The 18,737-nt window shown below is 58.1% G+C and carries 15 protein-coding genes, 1 other RNA gene and 1 pseudogene; 7 read left to right on the top strand and 10 right to left on the bottom strand.

The window, feature by feature from the left end:
• Nucleotides 1–1,215, top strand: a complete 1,215-nt coding sequence (locus tag I6L44_RS10330; protein WP_254204211.1) for an McrC family protein — start codon at nt 1–3, stop codon at nt 1,213–1,215.
• Between the two features lie 33 nt (nt 1,216–1,248).
• Nucleotides 1,249–4,347 carry a type I restriction endonuclease subunit R gene (locus I6L44_RS10325; RefSeq protein ID WP_216951747.1) on the top strand — a complete coding sequence of 1,033 codons (3,099 nt, stop codon included), beginning with the start codon at nt 1,249–1,251 and terminating at the stop codon, nt 4,345–4,347.
• 54 nt (nt 4,348–4,401) lie between these two features.
• Here I6L44_RS10325 and I6L44_RS10320 read toward each other — a convergent pair whose 3' ends face one another.
• On the bottom strand, nt 4,402–4,686 hold the full coding sequence (locus I6L44_RS10320; RefSeq protein WP_141108826.1) for an acyl-CoA synthetase: 285 nt from the start codon (nt 4,684–4,686) through the stop codon (nt 4,402–4,404).
• Between the two features lie 170 nt (nt 4,687–4,856).
• Nucleotides 4,857–5,045: a DUF3283 family protein gene (locus tag I6L44_RS10315; RefSeq protein WP_216951746.1), complete on the bottom strand. Its 189-nt coding sequence runs from the start codon at nt 5,043–5,045 to the stop codon at nt 4,857–4,859.
• A gap of 115 nt (nt 5,046–5,160) precedes the next feature.
• On the opposite strand from I6L44_RS10315, the gene umuD reads away from it, so the two are divergent.
• The 3 genes from umuD to I6L44_RS10300 all read left to right on the top strand — a co-directional run bounded on the left by umuD (nt 5,161) and on the right by I6L44_RS10300 (nt 7,869).
• The gene (umuD, locus tag I6L44_RS10310; RefSeq protein WP_216951745.1) at nt 5,161–5,604 is read left to right on the top strand and encodes a translesion error-prone DNA polymerase V autoproteolytic subunit; all 444 of its coding nucleotides are present in this window, start codon (nt 5,161–5,163) and stop codon (nt 5,602–5,604) included.
• Nucleotides 5,585–6,844 (top strand): translesion error-prone DNA polymerase V subunit UmuC, encoded by a 1,260-nt coding sequence (gene umuC / locus I6L44_RS10305; RefSeq protein ID WP_216951744.1) that lies wholly within the window; start codon nt 5,585–5,587, stop codon nt 6,842–6,844. Before umuD ends, umuC begins: the two co-directional genes overlap by 20 nt.
• A gap of 518 nt (nt 6,845–7,362) precedes the next feature.
• On the top strand, nt 7,363–7,869 hold the full coding sequence (locus I6L44_RS10300) for a hypothetical protein (RefSeq protein WP_216951743.1): 507 nt from the start codon (nt 7,363–7,365) through the stop codon (nt 7,867–7,869).
• A 42-nt stretch (nt 7,870–7,911) separates the two neighbouring features.
• Here the strand turns inward: I6L44_RS10300 and I6L44_RS10295 are convergent, their stop codons facing one another.
• The 6 genes and pseudogenes from I6L44_RS10295 to smpB form a co-directional block, all read right to left on the bottom strand.
• Entirely contained in the window at nt 7,912–9,615 is a 1,704-nt protein-coding gene (locus tag I6L44_RS10295; protein WP_216951742.1) for a DUF927 domain-containing protein, read from the bottom strand.
• A gap of 80 nt (nt 9,616–9,695) precedes the next feature.
• On the bottom strand, nt 9,696–10,589 hold the full coding sequence (locus I6L44_RS10290; RefSeq protein ID WP_254204210.1) for a toprim domain-containing protein: 894 nt from the start codon (nt 10,587–10,589) through the stop codon (nt 9,696–9,698).
• Nucleotides 10,590–10,591: 2 nt separating this feature from the next.
• Entirely contained in the window at nt 10,592–10,864 is a 273-nt protein-coding gene (locus I6L44_RS10285; RefSeq protein WP_139460606.1) for an AlpA family transcriptional regulator, read from the bottom strand.
• A 232-nt stretch (nt 10,865–11,096) separates the two neighbouring features.
• Nucleotides 11,097–12,390: pseudogene (locus tag I6L44_RS10280) on the bottom strand (integrase domain-containing protein).
• A gap of 194 nt (nt 12,391–12,584) precedes the next feature.
• Nucleotides 12,585–12,944: a transfer-messenger RNA gene (gene ssrA, locus I6L44_RS10275) on the bottom strand.
• A gap of 166 nt (nt 12,945–13,110) precedes the next feature.
• On the bottom strand, nt 13,111–13,599 hold the full coding sequence (smpB, locus tag I6L44_RS10270) for an SsrA-binding protein SmpB (RefSeq protein WP_005334498.1): 489 nt from the start codon (nt 13,597–13,599) through the stop codon (nt 13,111–13,113).
• Between the two features lie 169 nt (nt 13,600–13,768).
• Between smpB and I6L44_RS10265 the strand changes: the two genes are divergently transcribed.
• Nucleotides 13,769–14,203, top strand: a complete 435-nt coding sequence (locus I6L44_RS10265; RefSeq protein WP_005334496.1) for an SRPBCC family protein — start codon at nt 13,769–13,771, stop codon at nt 14,201–14,203.
• Nucleotides 14,196–14,543: an RnfH family protein gene (locus I6L44_RS10260; protein ID WP_058059898.1), complete on the top strand. Its 348-nt coding sequence runs from the start codon at nt 14,196–14,198 to the stop codon at nt 14,541–14,543. Before I6L44_RS10265 ends, I6L44_RS10260 begins: the two co-directional genes overlap by 8 nt.
• A gap of 81 nt (nt 14,544–14,624) precedes the next feature.
• Here the strand turns inward: I6L44_RS10260 and I6L44_RS10255 are convergent, their stop codons facing one another.
• Entirely contained in the window at nt 14,625–15,899 is a 1,275-nt protein-coding gene (locus tag I6L44_RS10255; RefSeq protein WP_216951740.1) for an amidohydrolase, read from the bottom strand.
• Between the two features lie 179 nt (nt 15,900–16,078).
• Nucleotides 16,079–18,535: an acyl-CoA dehydrogenase FadE gene (fadE, locus tag I6L44_RS10250; protein WP_216951739.1), complete on the bottom strand. Its 2,457-nt coding sequence runs from the start codon at nt 18,533–18,535 to the stop codon at nt 16,079–16,081.
• Nucleotides 18,536–18,737: the final 202 nt, after the last annotated feature.

Below are 18,737 nucleotides of genomic sequence, written 5' to 3'. Positions count from 1 at the left end.
TTGAGCCAGCGCTACAAGGTAAGCCATGCACCCGCTCTTGCGCAGGTGGAAGATAGCCGGACCTTGCAACTGGACAACTACGTGGGGGTGATAGAGACCCCCACCGGGCAGGTGATCGAGATCCTGCCCAAGACCGCCAATGAGGATGATCCACTCGAGGATGGTCGTGAGTTGATCCGCCGGATGCTGGAGCGAGCCCTGGATCTGCCACCCCGTGAAACGGCGGAGGCGTCGCTGGAACGCTTTGATATGCCGCTCAACGAGTGGGTTATCGCGCGCTTTCTGGCCGAGCTCGATCAGCTGGTCAAACGTGGCGTGCGCAGTGACTATCAGCGTCTTGAGGCGACCGAGCCGTTCTTGCGTGGTCAGCTGGATGTCGCCCGGCAGATGCGCCAGCCACCGGGCCGGGGCCACCACTTTGCGTTACGTTACGACCTCTTCTTGCCCGACCGGGCCGAGAACCGGCTGCTCAAGCGGGCGCTGGAGACCGTCGCTAATGCGACTCAGCACCCGGACAACTGGCGGTTGGCACAGGAGCTGCGCCACTTGCTGGTGGATGTGCCTGCCAGCCGCGATGTGGAAGGGGATTTCAGACTGTGGCGACATGACCGCTTGATGGCTCACTATCAAGGGGCTCGGCCGTGGTGTGAGCTCATCTTCTATCGTGCCATGCCGAGTGCCCTGAATGGTGAGTGGCGCGGCATCAGCCTGCTGTTCCCCATGGAGAAGCTGTTCGAGCGCTATGTAGAGTCGTGCTTGCGCGAGCAGCTGTTGCCCGATGCCAACCTCAAGGCACAGGTGGCCAGTCAGTACCTTTGCACCCAGCAAGGCAAGCAGATGTTCCGGTTACAGCCGGACCTCTTGTTGCAGCACAGCAACAAGCGTTGGGTGATGGATGTGAAGTGGAAGCGGCTCGATAGCAGCGACCGTGACGGCAAGTACGGCATCAGCCAGGGTGACCTCTACCAACTGTTTGCCTACGGCCACAAGTACCTGACCGAGCAAGATGATGGTCATCTGGTATTGATTTATCCATCATGGAGCCAGCTCAAAGTTCCACTCGAACCTTTTTGTTATGATGCCCGCCTGACGTTGTGGGTCTTGCCGTTTGACTTGGCTGCCAGTTCGTCCCACCGGCTGATATTGCCTTGCCAGCCGGGGGCGGATTCTGCGTGCGAACTGCGCTTGCCACTGAGACCCACCGAGCCCGCCTGACGGGCGTTTCTCCCTGTTGATGAGTGATGGTGCATGACCGAAGATCAGTTGGAACAAGAGGTGCTGGGGTGGTTGGCCGAGGTGGGCTATCGTGTGGTGTGTGGCTACGACGTTGCCCCCGATTCTGATAACCCGTGGCGTGCGAACTTCAATCAGGTGCTGTTGCTCGACCAGTTGAGAGGCGCTATAGCACGCCTTAATCCGTCTGTGCCGATGGTAGCGCGTGAAGACGCGCTGGCGCAGGTGGTCAATCTCGATACCCCGGCGCAACTGTCGGCCAACCGGGCGTTTCACCGCCTGCTGGTGAATGGGGTCCCAGTCCAGTACCAGCGGGATGGCGAGACGGTGGGGGACTTTGTCCGCCTCGTTGACTTCGAGAACCCTACCGGCAACGAGTGGTTGGCCATCAATCAGTTCACCATCAAAGGGCCCAAGCACACCCGACGCCCAGACATCATCCTCTTCGTCAACGGGTTGCCGCTGGTTGTGCTGGAGCTCAAGAACCCGGCCGACGTGCATGCCGACATCTGGAAGGCATTCGACCAACTGCAGACTTACAAGGAGCAGATCCCCGACCTGTTCCAGTACAACGAGATCATGATTGCCTCCGATGGTAGCGAGGCGCGGATGGGGTCGCTGTCTGCGGATGCCGAACGCTTTATGCAGTGGCGCACGGTGGATGGGGTCAACCTCGACCCCTACGGCGAGTTTGGCGAGCTGGAGACCATGGTGCGCGGCATTCTGATCCCGGCCATGTTGCTCGATTACCTGCGCTTCTTCGTGCTGTTTGAAGACGATGGCCGGTTGGTCAAGAAGATCGCCGGTTACCATCAGTTCCATGCGGTCAGGGCGGCCATTGAGCAGGTGGTGCTGGCGTCGCGTCCAGACGGTAGCCACAAGGGCGGGGTGGTGTGGCACACCCAGGGCAGTGGCAAGAGCATCACCATGACCTGCTTTGCGGCGCGAGTGATGCGAGACGCCGCGATGGAGAACCCGACCATCGTCGTCATCACTGACCGCAATGACCTTGATGGCCAGCTGTTCGGGGTCTTCTCACTCTCGCAAGATCTGCTGCGCGAGCAGCCGGTGCAAGTGAGTTCGCGAGGTGACCTGCGTGACAAGCTTGGCAACAGGCCCTCCGGCGGCATCGTGTTCACGACCATCCAGAAGTTCATGCCCGGCGAGGATGAGGACTCGTTTCCGGTGCTCAGCGACCGTGCCAACATCGTGGTCATCGCGGATGAAGCACATCGAACCCAATACGGTTTCAGCGCCTCGCTCAAAGCGCCAGGCAAGGTTGCAGAAGGGGCTGCGCGCTATCAGGTCGGGTATGCCCAGCACTTGCGCGACGCGCTGCCCAACGCGACGTTCGTGGCCTTTACCGGTACGCCCGTATCAGCGGAAGACCGCGACACTCGCGCCGTCTTTGGCGACTACATCCACGTCTACGACATGCAGCAGGCCAAGGACGATGGTGCCACGGTTGCTATCTACTACGAGTCACGCTTGGCCAAGTTGTCACTTAATAACGAAGAGCTTCCCCACATCGACGACGAAGTGGATGAGCTGGCCGAGGATGAGGAAGAGAGCGAGCAGGCCAAGCTTAAGTCACGGTGGGCAGCCTTGGAGAAGGTGGTTGGCAGCAAGCCAAGAATTGAGCGGGTTGCCGCCGATCTGGTGGCCCACTTCGAAGAGCGCAATCAGGCGCAGCATGGCAAGGCCATGGTGGTCGCCATGAGCCGCGAGATTTGCGTGCACTTGTATGATGCCATCGTGGCTCTTCGCCCCGAATGGCATGACCAGGACCCCGACAAGGGGGCCATCAAGATCGTGATGACCGGCAGCGCTTCTGACAAGGCATTGCTGCGGCCCCACATCCATGCCACCCAAGTGAAGAAACGGCTTGAGAAGCGGTTCAAAGACCCGAGTGACCCGCTCAAGTTGGTCATCGTGCGAGACATGTGGCTTACCGGCTTCGACGCGCCCTGCGTACATACCCTTTATGTGGACAAGCCGATGAAGGGCCACAACCTGATGCAGGCCATTGCGCGGGTGAACCGGGTGTTCAAGGACAAACAAGGTGGGTTGGTGGTCGATTACATCGGTATCGCCAACGAGCTCAAGAGCGCCATCAAGGAGTACACCGCCAGCCGTGGCCGTGGTCGCCCTACGGTCGATGCCCATGAGGCCTATGCGGTGTTGGAGGAGAAGCTGGATGTACTGCGCTCCATGTTGCACGGATTCGATTACAGCGACTACCTCACGGGTGGGCACAAGCTGCTGGCAGGGGCCGCCAACTTCATCCTTGGTCTTGAAGATGGCAAGAAGCGCTTTGCCGACAACGCGCTGGCGATGAGCAAGGCATTCACCCTCTGCTGCACCCTTGATGAGGCCAAGGCGGTACGAGAGGAAGTGGCCTTCTTGCAAGCGGTCAAGGTGATGCTGACCAAAAAAGATGTCACCCGGAAGAAGAAAACCGACGAAGAGCGCGACCTGGCTATTCGCCAGATCATCGGCAATGCCGTGGTATCGGGCGATGTGGTCGATGTGTTTGAAGCGGTCGGCCTCGACAAGCCCAACATCGGTCTGCTCGATGATGAGTTTCTGGCCGAGGTACGCAACCTGCCGGAGCGCAATCTCGCCGTGGAGCTGCTCGAGCGGTTGCTGGAGGGGGAGATCAAGGCGAAGTTTGCGACCAACCTCTCCCAGGAAAAGAAGTTCTCGGAGATGCTGACCAAGGTCATCCAGCGCTATCAGAACCGCTCCATCGAGACCGCGCAGGTCATCGAGGAGCTGATCGACATGGCCAAGAAGTTTGCCGCTGTAAGCAAGCGGGGGCAGGCCTTGGGCCTCAACGATGACGAGCTCGCCTTCTATGATGCCCTTGCCAACAATGAGGCGTCGGTGCGTGAGCTGGGTGACGAGATACTGGCCAAGATAGCCCACGAGCTGACTGCCAGCCTGCGTCGCAGCGTGACCGTTGACTGGAGTAGCCGAGAGAGCGTCAGGGCCCGGTTACGTCTGTTGGTCAAGCGCATCCTGCGCAAGTACAAGTACCCGCCAGACCAGCAGGAAGAGGCTGCCCAGCTGGTGCTGGCACAGGCTGAGAGCTTGTGTGAGGTGTGGTGTTAAGTGGGGGAGGCGCGAGCCTCCCTCACCTTATCTATCAAGATGTGTAGATATGGCTTACTTCAGTATGACGCTGCCTGAAGGTATCTGGTTGGCCTCTTCGAGGCTCAGGTAGCGTGGGCCTTGTACGCTGGCCAGTGACTTGAATAACCACGGATGCGGCTTTAGCCAAGCTTTGGTGTCTTCGTAAACGTCTCCACCGACCACGAAGTAACGACCATCACACCCGTCATCGTGTAGTTCATTGACATCAGGTGTCGAGAGTTTCAGCTGGCAGCCTTCGATGACAACCACGACTTGAGACTTGTAAACCCCAATGACGGTGGAGATTTTGTTGGCCATATCACTTGAAACCCGCCAAGCGCTAATGGCGCCCTTGTAAGCACCTCGGCTGGAGTAGGTCTCAACCAAGTTGACTACCAATGCCGTCACAATACGTACCTCGTTAAGTTGTTTGGAATGCGGTTTGTTGCTAGTGACCTGCACAGCCACCGATGAACGTGTTGATAGGGTCAGCGAGACTTGAAGTAGGTGACCTTTTCAAGGAAGTAGCGACCCAGTTCACCTTGATGTTGGTTCGCTTCGCTTTCTGCGCTGGCCAAGTGACCGTTGCGCTCCTTCCATACCGCATATGCGGCGGCCTTCTCGACCTCGACCCGTTCTTGCTGCTCTTTCGGTAGGGCACACAGATTGTGATTCATACTGACCTCTTTGTTATTTGTTGGCGCCATGGTACGCCATCACTGGCATGCGGGACTTGCGCTGGTTCAAAGGTGGTGCGCTATAATGGCTGTATATAAATACAGGTGTTTTGCCATGAAGCTGTTAACCCCAGACCCATCACCCGCCGAGGTGACCATCCCGCTGTTCTTGCACCGCGCCTCTTGCGGCTTTCCCAGCCCAGCCAGTGACTATCTGGAAGGGAAGTTGGACCTCAACACCCACTGCGTGGCGCACCCTGCAGCAACCTTCTATCTGCGTGCCGAGGGGGAGAGCATGACCGGGGTCGGTATCTTTCCCGGTGACTTGCTGGTGGTCGATAGGAGCCTCACCCCGCGCCATGGTGATGTGGTGATTGCACTACTCGATGGCGGCTTCACGGTAAAGACCTTGCAGCTCAAGCCAAGGTTGCGGCTGTTGCCAGCCAATCCGGCGTTCGCGCCTATCGACCCTTGTATGAGCCTCTCCCTGGAGTTGTTCGGAGTGGTCACCCATGTGATTGGCAATCTGAGGCAGCGTGATGGCTATAGCGCTCGTTGATGTAAACAACTTCTACGCCAGCTGTGAGCGGCTGTTTCGCCCTGAGTTGCGTGGCCGCCCGATCGTGGTGCTCTCCAACAACGATGGATGCGTGGTGTCGCGCAGCCCCGAAGCCAAGGCGCTGGGTATCAAGATGGCCGGGCCCTACTTCAAGATCCGCGAGCAGTTCGAGGCGCATGGCGGTGTGGCATTCAGCTCCAACTACGCGCTCTATGGCGATATGTCGGGCCGGGTGATGAGCACGTTGGAGACCATGGCCCCTGAGCTTGAGGTCTACTCCATCGATGAAGCGTTCATGGCGTTGTCGGAGTCGTTTGCCGGGGACCTGACAGCCTATGGGCAACAGATCCGGCAGCGAGTGTGGCAGTGGACCGGCCTAACGGTAGGGGTCGGGATTGGCCCAACCAAGACCCTCGCCAAGCTGGCCAACTATGCCGCCAAGAAGTGGCCTGCCACAGGTGGTGTCGTGGACTTGCGTGACGAGCCGCGACGCACCCGGCTGATGGCCATCACCCCGGTGGATGAGGTGTGGGGCATCGGGCGGCGCTTGGGGGCCAAGTTGGTGGCACAAGGCATCAACACCGTGGCAGACCTGGTGGCCAGTGATGCCAAAGGGTTGCGCGCCCAATACGGCGTGGTGGTCGAGCGGATCGTACAGGAGCTGCGTGGCCTGCCTTGCGCGGAGCTGACCGTTGAACCGGTGGCGAAGCAGCAGATCCTCTCGAGCCGTTCCTTTGGTGAGCGCGTGACTGACCGTGGAGAAATGGCCCAAGCGTTGTCAGGCTTTATGGCTCGCGCAGCCGAGAAGCTGCGGGCCGAGGGGATGTGTTGCCAGCGGGTGCACCTGTTCGTGCGAACCAGCCCCTTTGACGAACGAGCGCCTTACTACAGTGAGCAGGCTGGCGTCCGGCTGGTCTGCCCTAGCGATGACACCCGGTTGCTGCTGCAGCAAGTGAACGTGCTGCTACCGCAGATTTGGCGCGACGGTTACCGTTATCAGAAGGGGGGAGTCATGCTGAGTGAGTTCACCCCCAAGGGGCAGCAACAGGCCGATCTGTTTGCCCCGTCTTCCGCTCAATCAGATGCGCTGATGGCAGTGATGGACCAGATCAAAGCCAAGGGATTGGGGCGCGTAGGCTTTGCCAGCCAAGGCACGGGGTCGCCTGAGTGGATGATGCGACAAGAGCACCTGAGCCCCTGCTACACCACCCGCTGGGAGGACCTGCCGGTGGCGAGGTAACCAAGGCACAATGAGGCCGCTACTTGGCCACAATAGGACGTTTTGGAAAAGTGCTGCGAATGTAGACGGGTCTCGGTGACACATTCCACATGCGCGGCGGCGGGGTCACCTCCCGCCCCCCCATCTTGATTTGATCCCCCCCCCCACCTCGTCGGTACCGGTTTTTCTCCCTTGTGCAACCGATAGCCACACTCACCCTCGACTCATCCTTTGCGGGTGAGTGTGCTGTTATGACCGCTGTTAGGTATGGTAACCAATTGAAATTGCTCGAATGTTCGTTTCCTATAATAGGAAACGAACCCCATCTTTGGCATGACCTAGAGGAGGGGAAGTGCATTCGAGATCCCGTCGAGCAGGGCCGCATCAATCGACCTGTGGCCCAATATCTGTCATGAACTTATGAAGTTACACCCAACTTAATGGGAATAAATATCAATTGTATTTGGTGGCCGTTTGTCCCCCTAAAGGGGGACTTAAATCTTGGGGCGGCAATAGTGCCAAAACCAAAGGACACCATCATGAAAGTGAATCTCGATCTCATAGAGCGACTCTTTGGCAAGTCGGGTCGGTCGATCCAGCGGATGCTGGATAACGGTCAGCTGACCAAGGAGGAGTTGTTGGACTTCAGCCTGTTTGTCGCGTCACTGACGGTGGCAACAGGGGGTGTTCTGGGCAAGCCGTTGATGGATAGCATCAAGTGGGGATTGAGCGAGCGCATCATCTCCGGTCTGAACCCGTCTCTCCTTGGGCTCCATGTTAGCCACACCCAGCGGGAAGAGAAGGTGAGCGTGAGTGCCAAGCGAAAGGCTCGTCGTGTCTCGCTCAACGGTGATGAGGTGTTGGAGCTGGCCTATCTGATGGCCATCGCGGATGAACATTTCTTTGAGCAACTGCGGGGGCGAGTCGAGACCGACCTGCGAGAGAGAGTATGGTCGCAGGAAGAGCTGGTCGCTCAGCTGACACACAAGCGGCAGCATTGGCTTGAAGAGGAGGGGGCTGACGAACCACAATCACCTCTGCACTAACCACAAACAAGAAAAGGGGCCGCGTTCTGCGGCCCCTGTTGTTTACTCTCCTCCTTGTTCCGACAACAGCCTGTCGTGGGCGTCCGCTATCTTGTCCAACGACAATTGATACACCCTGGATTTCTTGTGTCGGGGCAGGTCGCGGCCGGTGCCATGTGTGAGGATGCCGTGTTTACGCAACACCTTATGGACATAGTTGGCGTTAAAACCGATGAAGGTTTGTTTAAACCCATCCACATAGAGGTGCAGTTCGAGAGAGGTCGTGTAGCCGTAAGTCTCTCCCTGCTTCGTTACATTCGGCCCATCGGCAAGGAACTGCCCTCTGCGGCGTTCGAGTAGCTCGACCAACTGCTCGATAATGTTTGCTTCTTCAAGGGAGCCGCTTGTACCACGCCTTGCGAGCCACTTACGGAATAGTTGCTCGACAACGGCAGCTACACTACCCGCAGGCCAACCTGTGATCCCGAAGCGGTTGGCCAACTCACCAGCAGCCGATATCAATCCGAATGCATCGGCCACCCTTTGCACTTGGCCATCACACTCTTTGGCTCCAAGCCGTCGCATCATGTCAGCGCGATGCTCGTCAACGAATGCCTGAGCACCATCGATGTCCAAGGTCAGCTCTTCAACAAAAGAGCGGAAGGCAACGCCATGATACCGGGTAGTACGTTCTGCGAGGGTCTTGGAGAGGGAGGCACCACTCGGATGGCCATGCAACTCTTCGAAGATGCCATGCCGGTCGGTATCGGCCTCAATATTGATCATGCGGACATCATGGCCAGCTTTGTGACGCTTACCGACCGAGGCAAGGCTGTGCTCCAAGTCAACTTCCCCGTTGCTGAGGAAGGTTGTTCGCCATTGCAGTTTGGCACGGCGCGACAGATCGGCATTGGCACGAGCTCGTCCTTCACCGTTGGCCAGCATGTAGATGGTGTCGCCCAGAACATGAGGGTCTGCCTGCCCGATCTCGTCCAGAAAGAGGGTGCTGTCGTTGCACAAGTCCGCGGTGGTTTCCAATCCCACCTTGGTGGCATTCCATGTCTGGATCTTGTTGGCAGGCTTGCCGAGCACGCTGGCTGCAACCAGCATGGCGGTGCTCTTGCCGATTGAGGATGGCCCCACCAGATGGACGCCAAAGCTGCTCTGATTGGTCAAGCGCAGCAAGGGGCCAGCGAAAGCAAGCGATGTACTTAATAGCAAGCGGCTGTTGCCAAGGCACAGCGCCGCAACTTCATCACGCCATTCGTCCAAGGTGCCTGCCACGTCGGATTGTATTGGGGTATGACCGGTATAGATATACTTGACCGCATTGGCATATCCCACAGCCCCATCTCCAAACATGAAGATGTGGGTATCCGGGATCCAGCCTAGCCGGTCATGCCGAATACGCGTGTTGTCAGTGGGCTTCGAGTTGAGATAGTCAATCAGCTGTCTCTTCATACCCAAGTTGAAGCGATAGCCTCCGTCCATCAGCTTCATCAACGCTTCGCGTCCGTCAGACAGCAGGTGAACATCTCGAATAAACGCCTCCTGCGGCCGGCCATCCGGGCTATACCAGTTGACCTGTATGCCCCAGCCTAGACCCGCAGTGTCGCTCCCGCTGGCGATTACCCAGAGTGGAGCACCGATCCTGCTCCACACATCGTCTTGACCTTTGTCAGTGGTGACACAGTAGAGTCCATCTTGAAACTCAATGGGACCTAACTGGAAGGGCTCAACCTTCAGCTCGTAACGCCTTGTATTCATGAGATATTCCTTTGTATAAAGTTGGTTGAACGATCCGGTCTCGTTGGTGTTTGTGACACAGTGACGCCGTGACACCGGATTTAATGGGCTGGAGGAGCGGCCTCAACACTCGCGAACAGTGCGGCTTTGCCGTTAAGGCAGAAGAGGTCATTGAAGTCGGTTATACCGGGGATGGTCGGTGGCACAATCAAGCGGCCGTGCAGTTGATATGCTGCTGTACGCGCTTTGGTTAGTCCGGGGTTGCCAGCAGTGGCATGATCGTTGTCTGCACACACCCACAGCTTGCTGCTGCTATAGAGCGTGCGAATGATACGGCCGACCTCGAGCAGGTTACCGGCAGAAAATGCAATGGCGACCGGTATGCCGAGGTTCTCAAACAGCGTGGCCCCGGTTGCATAGCCTTCGCAAAGCAATATGGGGGCGTCGGACTTGGGTGAAGGGCCAAGGAGTAAGAACCCGCCCTTGAGTGACAAACCCCGATGGAAGCGCTTATTCCCGCTTTCATCAATGTCTTGCAAGCTCAACAACTGGGAGCGTGCATTGAAGACCGGTACTATCAACCGGTTACCAAACTGACGAGCACCGACCCCTGAGATTTGTTTGCGTGCAAGGTAAGCGTGTTGGTATGGGGGCTCGGCTGCCCCCCAGATCTCTTTGGCTTCCTTGAGCGCCTTTGCTTGGGCCTCGGCAAGCCGATTTGCCTCAGCAGCTTTTGCCTGCTGAGTGAGTTGGGCACGTATATAGCTTGGTATTGCGGGTCCGATTGGCCGCCATACGCACTTTATTCCCGTCTTCCACGAGCCAAAAGCGGCGTGATTACCCAACTCGTCGGTGATCAACCAACCATTGCGTGTACCTGGGCGGTCCCCTTGAATATGAAAGCGGAGGACCTGACCAGGAGTAGGGCTCAATGAGCGTGATGGCTTCACGCCCATGGCAATCATTGAGTCCTCCAAGGAGAGGGCGGTGGTCATGGTTACATCCCCCCGACCAACTTCTGCATCAAGTCCTCGATATCACAGCTGCGCCAAGCGACGCGGCGACCACCGAGGCTGCACTTTTTCGGGTAGATTCCCTTCCGAATACCGTCATACCACGTTGTCTTGCTGACAGGGATTAAAGCCAGCACTTCTTTGATATCCAAGAAGCGAAAGGAGGGTTCAGTGGATGAGAGCGGCTTGGCATGTGGGGCTGCGTGGAGGTGCTCGGCCTCTTTGATATGAGTCGAACGAGTGCTTTTAGTTTTCATACTGAGCTCCTTGCGTAGCGGTTCGTCAAGGTACGGCATGGTCCGGGGCCGTACAGTGCGCTCAGTAAACCATCGACCCGCAAATGCTATCGTCCTACTAGAACACCACTTTTACATGAATTATTTTCATTGAATGTTGATATTTGATTTGTTTTTGGAATGTATCGACGAAGCCAGCAAGAAGGCATCCAGCGAGATGCTCAGTCATAAAGGGAGGAATAAAAAATGCCAGTCAAGTTGATGACTGGCATTGGAAGGTAGGGGGAACTGGTGCTGGTTCGCTCCCTACAAGACTCACGGCACTCTGGTGGCTAGATACGGAAAGGACCGAGCTTTGCTTGCTCAATATGTTCGCTCCACCACTTCATCATCGGGATCCTCTGTTCGAGGTAATCTGAGCGGTTATAAGCGCGGCGTATCTCGTTTTCATCGGCATGTGACAAGGCGGCTTCAATGGCATCTGGGTTGAACCCCTGCTCGTTCAGTATGGTACTCCCGAGGGAGCGCATACCATGAGCAACCAAGCGTCCCCCATAGCCAAGTCGCCTAAGCGCCGCATTTGCCGTCTGTGGGTTGATGTGTCCAAGAGGCTTTCGATAACCAGGAAACACGAATGGGCGATGGCCACTGATGGGCTTCATGCACTCAAGTATTGCAAGGGCCTGCTCGGTTAACGGCACCCTATGTGGCCTCGACATCTTCATCCGTTCAGCCGAGATGGTCCATACCTTGGTGTCGAAATCGATCTCATCCCAGCGAGTACCGGCCGATTCACTCGGCCGTACCAGTGTATGAAGACTCCATTCGATTTGGCGGCGGGTCTCATGAGCGAGCCTGCCATCGTAGATATCGGCCATGAGCAGTGGGAGCTCGGATGGTTGGATTGTTGGCATGTGCTTTTTGCTTGGCTGCTTGAAGACTTTGCGAATCGCTGAGCAAGGGTTAGCTGTAAGCAAGCCATGGTTAACGCAGTAGTCGAGAATTTCGTTAATTCTCTGGCACAAACGACGCACAGTTTCATGCTTACCATCAGCTTCTAAAGGTCGCAGCGTCTCGATGACTTGCGGTGCTTTGATCTGCTCGATTGGGACTCGGCCGATATAGGGGAGTACATAAAGTTGCAGAGACCGCCATGTATCAGTCGCGTAGGCCGGGGTAACCGAATGCCGTTTGAGCTCCAGCCACTTTGCCGCCATGTGCTCAAAGGTGGCCATCTCGGCAGCAAGTTGTGCTGCTGCGGCTCGGGCTCGTTCCTCTCGGTGAGTTTTCGGGTCTATGCCTTGAGCAAGGAGAGAGCGAGCTTCATGTCGCAACTCTCTAGCTTTGGCGAGGGTGATCTCTGGATAGGTTCCCAGTCCGATATTGGTCCGAGCTTTGCTAACAGGACGGTAGTACTTGAATACCCAAAGTTTAGAACCTTGCTGGGTGACCCGAAGCTGCAGCCCTTCACCGTCAGCTAAGGTGTACTCTTTCTCTTTGGGTTGGGCTGCTTTGATCTTGGTGTCGCTCAACCGATCTTTAGTCATTGTATCCTCCTTGATACAAGTACAGGTCTGGTACCAATGGAAAAATGGCACCTAATGCTCATTGGTACCATCAATGGTACCTACCTATACGGATTTCGTCGAACTCCCCCGAACTTCTCCGGACAACAAAAAACCCGCAAAGCCTTACGCTCTGCGGGTTTCTGTACTTCTTCGTTCCCGGCCGGAACATTATTTGGTGGAGCTGGGGGGATTTGAACCCCCGTCCAAAATTACTACATCCTTGGCACTACATGCTTAGTCACTCTTTACATTCGCCAACCCGCTGCGGAGAGACACGCCACGAATTGACTAGCTCGATTGGTTTTAATGCTTCCGCCCCGAGCAGGACTTCCACACGATCCTGTGAAGGATGACCTTCCGATTCCCTAGGACACAGGCAAGCTAGGGTAGAAGGGCTCTATGCAGGTTATTAAGCTGCTAGTGCGTAGTTTTCGTCGTTTGCGACTATTTTTTTGCGGTTTATTAACGAGGCCTACCGCACCTCGGCATGCACCTTGGGTTTCGTGAATCTTGTCGAATCCAGAATCAGCCCCAAGTTGTTAATTGCGATTGTACGCAAAAATGCTGTCATAGCAAGGCGTTGATACCCATTCCCTCTGGCAGCCAGTCTGTTTGCCGATTTATTGTACGCAGCTGAACCTGAAGAGCCAGCTGCGCTGGGGGAAGGTGAACTGACGTCCTGATCCTGCCAGTAGCAGGTTAGCCGCGATGCTTGTTCTTCATGATGCGGGCTTTTTCCCGATCCCACTCGCGGGCCTTGGTATCTTCGCGCTTGTCGTGCTCTTTCTTGCCCTTCACCAGGCCGATCTCGACCTTGACCCAGCACTGTTTCCAGTAGAGGGCGAGGGGAACTATGGTGTAGCCCTGACGGGCAATCAGGCTTTCGAGCTTGTCGAGTTCACGACGGCTCAGCAGCAGTTTGCGGGTGCGGGTCGGGTCACATACCACGTGGCTGGAGGCCGCTTGCAGTGGCAGGAAGCTGGAGCCGAACAGATAGGCCTCGCCATCGCGGAAGATGACATAGGCTTCGCTGATGTTGGCCTTGCCCGCCCGCAGGGATTTGACTTCCCACCCTTGCAGGGACAGACCCGCTTCGATCTTCTCTTCGATGAAGTATTCGTGGCGCGCGGTTCTGTTGAGTGCAATGGTGCTGGACCCGGCTTTGTTTTTACTGTTTTTTTTGCTCATGACGGGCGATTTCCGGCAATGACTAGGAGGCTCGTATTATACGTAGGCAGGGGCGGCTGTAAAACGCGCAGCAGGTCAAGTGGTGGCTTTCTGAGCGGTTTGGCTGAGGTTTTACCTCCACAACCCCAAACATGGTGATAAAATCGCGCCGATTGGATGAGGAAAAGCCATGCCCCGAATTACGCGCAGTGCCCTGGTGATGTTCAGTGCAGAACAGATGTTCAAGTTGGTTAACGATGTGGATGCCTATCCGCAGTTTTTGCCCGGCTGTGTTGGCAGCCGTGTCCACGAGGCTGGCGATGACTACATGATGGCGTCGGTCGATGTGGCCAAGGCGGGGATTGCCAAGACCTTTACCACCCGCAATCAGCTGGATGTGAACCGCCAGATCAGGATGGAGCTGGTGGATGGCCCGTTCCGCAAGCTGGCGGGCTGGTGGACCTTTACCCCGCTCGATGTCGACGCCTGCAAGGTGGAGTTTGATCTCGATTTCGAGTTTACCTCCAAGCTTATCGAGGTGGCATTTGGTCAAGTATTCCGCGATCTGGTGAGCTCCATGGTCTCCGCCTTCTCCAACCGGGCGAAGGAGGTCTACGGTGTCTGACCAGCTCAATATCGAGGTTGTCTATGCCTTGCCGCAGCAGCAGACGGTGATTGCCCTGCGGGTGGCGCCCGAGACTTGCGTGCTGGCGGCCATCGAGCAGTCCGGCATCGTGCAAAAGCACCCCGAGATTGACTTGTCGGTCAACAAGTTCGGTATCTACAGCCGCCCGGTGAAAGGGAGCGAGCCGCTGCACGACGGCGATCGCATCGAGATCTACCGTCCACTCATCGCCGATCCCCGCGAGATGCGCAAAAAGCGGGCCGAGAAGGCCAAAGAGGAGGGGCGAGCCGATAGCGTGACCGGTGGTCGCCCCGATGTGCATCGCAAACTCCGCGAGTAGCGCTCAGGTTTTTCTTGCAGAAAAAAGGCGCCGAGGCGCCTTTTTTTGATCCCGTTAGCCGGTGAGCTGGCCGAGGGGATATCAAGAGAGGGCTGCTTCTGCCACACCCAGCCGTGCGCGTGCCCAGGCGGCCAGCAGCTCGACCCCGCTTTGCATCACCCGCTCATCGAAATCGAATTCGTTGTGATGGTGCGGCGCCGCCAGATCGGCCCCCAGGATGAGGTAAGCCGCTTCGCCCCCCTGCTTTTGCACCCGCTCCATCAGAAAACCGGCATCTTCGCTGGCGCCAAAGCGGCGAGTCTGGATGGTGGCGAGCCCTTGCTTGCGGGCCAGCACCGCCAGCTCGGCCTGCAGTGCCGGGCTGTTGTCGAGGGCAATAGCCTCGCCCTGTTTGATGATGCGGTAGGTGACGCCGTGGGCGAGGGCAGTCCCTTCGACGATGCGCTGTACCTGACTGAACATATAGTCGTTGAGCGTGCTGTCGGCGCCGCGGGTCTCACCGCGCAGCTCGGCGTGATCGGGGATGACGTTGCGGCCGCTGCCAGCGTGGAGCTGGCCGACGTTGATACGGGTCATGCCGTCGCGGTGGCGGGGAATGCCGAGCATGGCGGTGGTGGCCATGCAGGCGGCTGCCAGCGCATTGCTGCCAGCGTTGGGTTCGAGCCCTGCGTGGGCGGCGGAGCCCATAAAGTGGACGTCGAACTTGGTGGAGCAGAGGAACTCGGTGGGGTTGATCACCAGCTCGCCGCTGCCAGCGTGAATACCGATATGGAGCGAGAGCAGGGCATCCACGTCATCGAGTGCCCCCCCGGCGGCCAGCGCCTTGCCACCGCGGCACCCCTCTTCGGCGGGCTGGAAGAAGAGCTTGATGCGGCCGCACAGCTGCTCCTTCATCGCCATCAGGCTGCTGGCCAGCCCCATGCCGATGGCGGTGTGGCCATCGTGGGCGCAGGCGTGCATCCACCCCTTGTTGTGGGAGGCAAAACCCTCCTGCTGCGGCTGGTGCTGTTCGGCATCGGACTCTTCCACCTCCACCGCGTCGATATCGAAGCGAAAGGCCAGGGTCGGGCCGGGACGGCCGGTATCCAGCTCCCCCATCAGCCCGGTGACATCGCCGATCCGCTCCAGCCAGTCGGGATGGGCTCCCTGACGGCGGGCACGAGCCTTCTCGGCCGCCACATCCACATCACGCCCCATCATCAGATTGCTGGCCAGCAGTTTGTCGCCGAGCACAATGCGATAACCGAGCTCGCTCAGGTGGTGGGCAATCAGGCTGGTGGTGCGAAACTCTTTCCAGGCGGCTTCCGGCAGGCGGTGCAGGTCGCGGCGCCACAGGATCAGGTGCTCAAGGGTCATCTTGGCTTCCTTGGTGATTCGATTTGTCGGCTATTGTGCCTTTTTTCCCGGCTGACCACACGGGGGCTGCAGCTGGTCGGGGGAGCTGTGAGTGCAAGTGGTGGCTGTTCGGGCCGTGAATAGTGGTGAGCGCCCATAAAAAACGCCTCCACAAGGGAGGCGTTGTCGATAGCTGGTTATCAGGCCGCGTGATGGTAAGCGGAGGCTTCAAACAGCTTCTTGTTGGCCACCAGATCGATGGGGTCAAAATCATCGACGTTGATGGTGCGCAGGCGACTTACCTCGGCGCGGTGCAGCAGCTCGGCTTCGCTCTGGGTCAGTACGCCAGCGGCCAGACCCATGTCGGCCACCTTGTCCAGCGCCATGAAGGGACGCTTGATACCATCGCTCTTGCAGACTTTCTCGAACAGCGGCTCGGCGGCCAGCACGTCATCGAGCGCTTGCTCCAGCAGACCGAAGGGGTTGCCCTCTTCGCGAGTCAGGTATTGGCCCTTGGCCAGGCGGCTGCGGGTCTCGCTCGGGGTTTGCAGCAGACGGGCCACTTGCTGGTCCAGCTTGTCGCACGGACGGTTCAGGTCACGACCCAGCGGCAATACCACGGCGCGCAGGGCAAGGCCAATCCAGCGGTTCGGGAAGTTGCGCAGCAGCTCGTCGATCGCTTCTTGTGCTTTGAACATGGCATCTTGCAGTGCCCAGTGCAGCAGCGGCAGGTCGGCCTGCTGGCGTCCCTCGTCCTGATAGCGCTTGAGGGCGCTGGAGGCCAGATAAAGCTGGCTCAATACGTCGCCAAGGCGGGCGGAGACCCGCTCCTTGCGCTTGAGCTCGCCACCCAGGGTGCCCATCGCCATGTCTGACAGGAACGCCAGGTTGGCCGAGAGGCGGGAGAGCTGCTGGTAGTAGCCCTTGGTCTGATCCTTGTAAGGGGCCGCGGCAAAGCGGGCGCCGGTGATACCGAGCCAGAAGCTGCGTACCAGGTTGCTGATGGCAAAGCCGACGTGGCTGAATACCGCCTTGTCGAAATCTTTCAGCGCCTGCTCCTTGTCGGGATGGCTGGCGGCCAGCATCTCCGGCAGTACATACGGGTGGCAGCGGATAGCGCCCTGACCGTAGATGATCATGCTGCGGGTCAGGATGTTGGCCCCTTCCACCGTCACGGCGATGGGGGCACCCTGATAGCCGCGGGCCAGATAGTTGTTGGGGCCCATGCAGATGGCCTTGCCGCCGTGGATGTCCATGGCATCGATGATGCACTTCTGGGCACGGTCGGTGAGGTGGTATTTGACGATGGCGGAGATGACCGAGGGCTTCTCGCCAAGGTCGATACCGGTCACGGTCAGGTTGGCTGCGGCGCCCATGATGTAGGCGTTGCCGCCGATGCGGGCCAGCGGCTCTTCAATCCCTTCCATCTTGCCGATGGGCAGCTTGAACTGGCGACGGATGCGGCTATATGCGCCGCTCGCCAGGGCCAGCATCTTGACGCCACCTGTGCTGTTGGAGGGCAAGGTGATGCCGCGACCGACTGACAGACACTCGACCAGCATGCGCCAGCCCTGACCGGCCATGGCCGGGCCACCGATGATGAAATCGAGCGGGACGAACACATCCTTGCCCTGGGTCGGGCCGTTCTGGAACGGCACGTTGAGCGGGAAGTGGCGACGGCCAATGCCAACCCCCTTGATGTGAGTGGGAATGAGGGCGCAGGTGATGCCGAGCTCTTCCTCTTCACCCAGCAGGTGCTCGGGATCACGCAGTTTGAAGGCGAGACCCAAGACGGTGGCGATAGGGGCGAGCGTGATGTAGCGCTTGTTCCAGGTGAGGCGCATACCGAGCACCTCTTTGCCTTCCCACTCGCCCTTGCAGACGATACCGAAGTCGGGGATGGAACCGGCATCAGAACCCGCTTCCGGGCTGGTCAGGGCGAAGCAGGGGATCTCTTTACCTACCGCCAGGCGGGGCAGGTAGTAATCTTTCTGTTCGTCAGTGCCGTAGTGCTGCAGCAGTTCGCCCGGGCCCAGCGAGTTGGGGACGCCGACGGTGGAGGCGAGCACTGCGCTGGCGCCGCACAGTTTTTGCAGGACGCAGGACTGGGCGTAGGCCGAGAACTCCAGACCGCCATATTTCTTCTTGATGATCATGGCGAAGAACTTGTTGTCCTTCAGGTATTGCCACACCTCGGGGGAGAGATCCGCGCGCTCGTGGGTCACTTCCCAGTCGCTCACCATGCGGCACACTTCCTCGACCGGGCCATCCATAAAGGCCTGCTCTTCGGCAGAGAGGGCGCTGACCGGGATGGCGTGCAGTTTTTTCCAGTCCGGGTTGCCCGCGAACAGATCGGCTTCCCACCAGGTGGTGCCCGCTTCAATCGCCTCTTTCTCGGTGCGGGACATCTCCGGCATGATCGATTTGTAGATCTTGAACAGCGGCTTGGTTATTTGATTGCGGCGAAATTCCACCAGATTGAGCGGGATGGCGATCACCGCGAACAGCGCCCATACCAGCAAGGGCACATGACCATAGATGGCGCCAAGCACCAGGGCGGCGCCGGTGACCAGGGTGGAGATGAACAGGGATGCCCGGCGATAGGCCAGGGCTCCGATAACCAGGATCACCCCGAGCAGAGTGAGGGTCGTCGTCATTGCGTGCTCCTTGCTTGAAAGATTGCCAACGTGGTGTAACTGATCCAGAGGTCTGACCTGTTGGATATGGCCCCTGTTGTAATTCATACGCACAAAGTTATCAAGCTGTTTACATCTTCATTACCTTCTCTCTGTGATCCCCATAACGCTCACGCGCCGCCAGCGCTGTGGCTCGCAGGGGGGCGACTGTGCGATTCGCTTG

Origin of the sequence: Aeromonas sp. FDAARGOS 1414, from assembly GCF_019047065.1 — a bacterium.
GTDB lineage: Bacteria > Pseudomonadota > Gammaproteobacteria > Enterobacterales > Aeromonadaceae > Aeromonas > Aeromonas veronii_A.
This window is presented reverse-complemented; position numbering and strand designations above follow the sequence as displayed.

Coding starts and splice junctions, on each gene's coding strand:
- I6L44_RS10285 (WP_139460606.1), bottom strand. CDS start 10,864: ATGAAAACTAAAAGCACTCGTTCGACTCATATCAAAGAGGCCGAGCAC.
- umuD (WP_216951745.1), top strand. CDS start 5,161: ATGAAGCTGTTAACCCCAGACCCATCACCCGCCGAGGTGACCATCCCG.
- I6L44_RS10315 (WP_216951746.1), bottom strand. CDS start 5,045: ATGAATCACAATCTGTGTGCCCTACCGAAAGAGCAGCAAGAACGGGTC.
- I6L44_RS10300 (WP_216951743.1), top strand. CDS start 7,363: ATGAAAGTGAATCTCGATCTCATAGAGCGACTCTTTGGCAAGTCGGGT.
- I6L44_RS10265 (WP_005334496.1), top strand. CDS start 13,769: ATGCCCCGAATTACGCGCAGTGCCCTGGTGATGTTCAGTGCAGAACAG.
- I6L44_RS10255 (WP_216951740.1), bottom strand. CDS start 15,899: ATGACCCTTGAGCACCTGATCCTGTGGCGCCGCGACCTGCACCGCCTG.
- smpB (WP_005334498.1), bottom strand. CDS start 13,599: ATGAGCAAAAAAAACAGTAAAAACAAAGCCGGGTCCAGCACCATTGCA.
- umuC (WP_216951744.1), top strand. CDS start 5,585: ATGGCTATAGCGCTCGTTGATGTAAACAACTTCTACGCCAGCTGTGAG.
- fadE (WP_216951739.1), bottom strand. CDS start 18,535: ATGACGACGACCCTCACTCTGCTCGGGGTGATCCTGGTTATCGGAGCC.
- I6L44_RS10320 (WP_141108826.1), bottom strand. CDS start 4,686: ATGGCCAACAAAATCTCCACCGTCATTGGGGTTTACAAGTCTCAAGTC.
- I6L44_RS10295 (WP_216951742.1), bottom strand. CDS start 9,615: ATGAATACAAGGCGTTACGAGCTGAAGGTTGAGCCCTTCCAGTTAGGT.
- I6L44_RS10290 (WP_254204210.1), bottom strand. CDS start 10,589: ATGACCACCGCCCTCTCCTTGGAGGACTCAATGATTGCCATGGGCGTG.
- I6L44_RS10325 (WP_216951747.1), top strand. CDS start 1,249: ATGACCGAAGATCAGTTGGAACAAGAGGTGCTGGGGTGGTTGGCCGAG.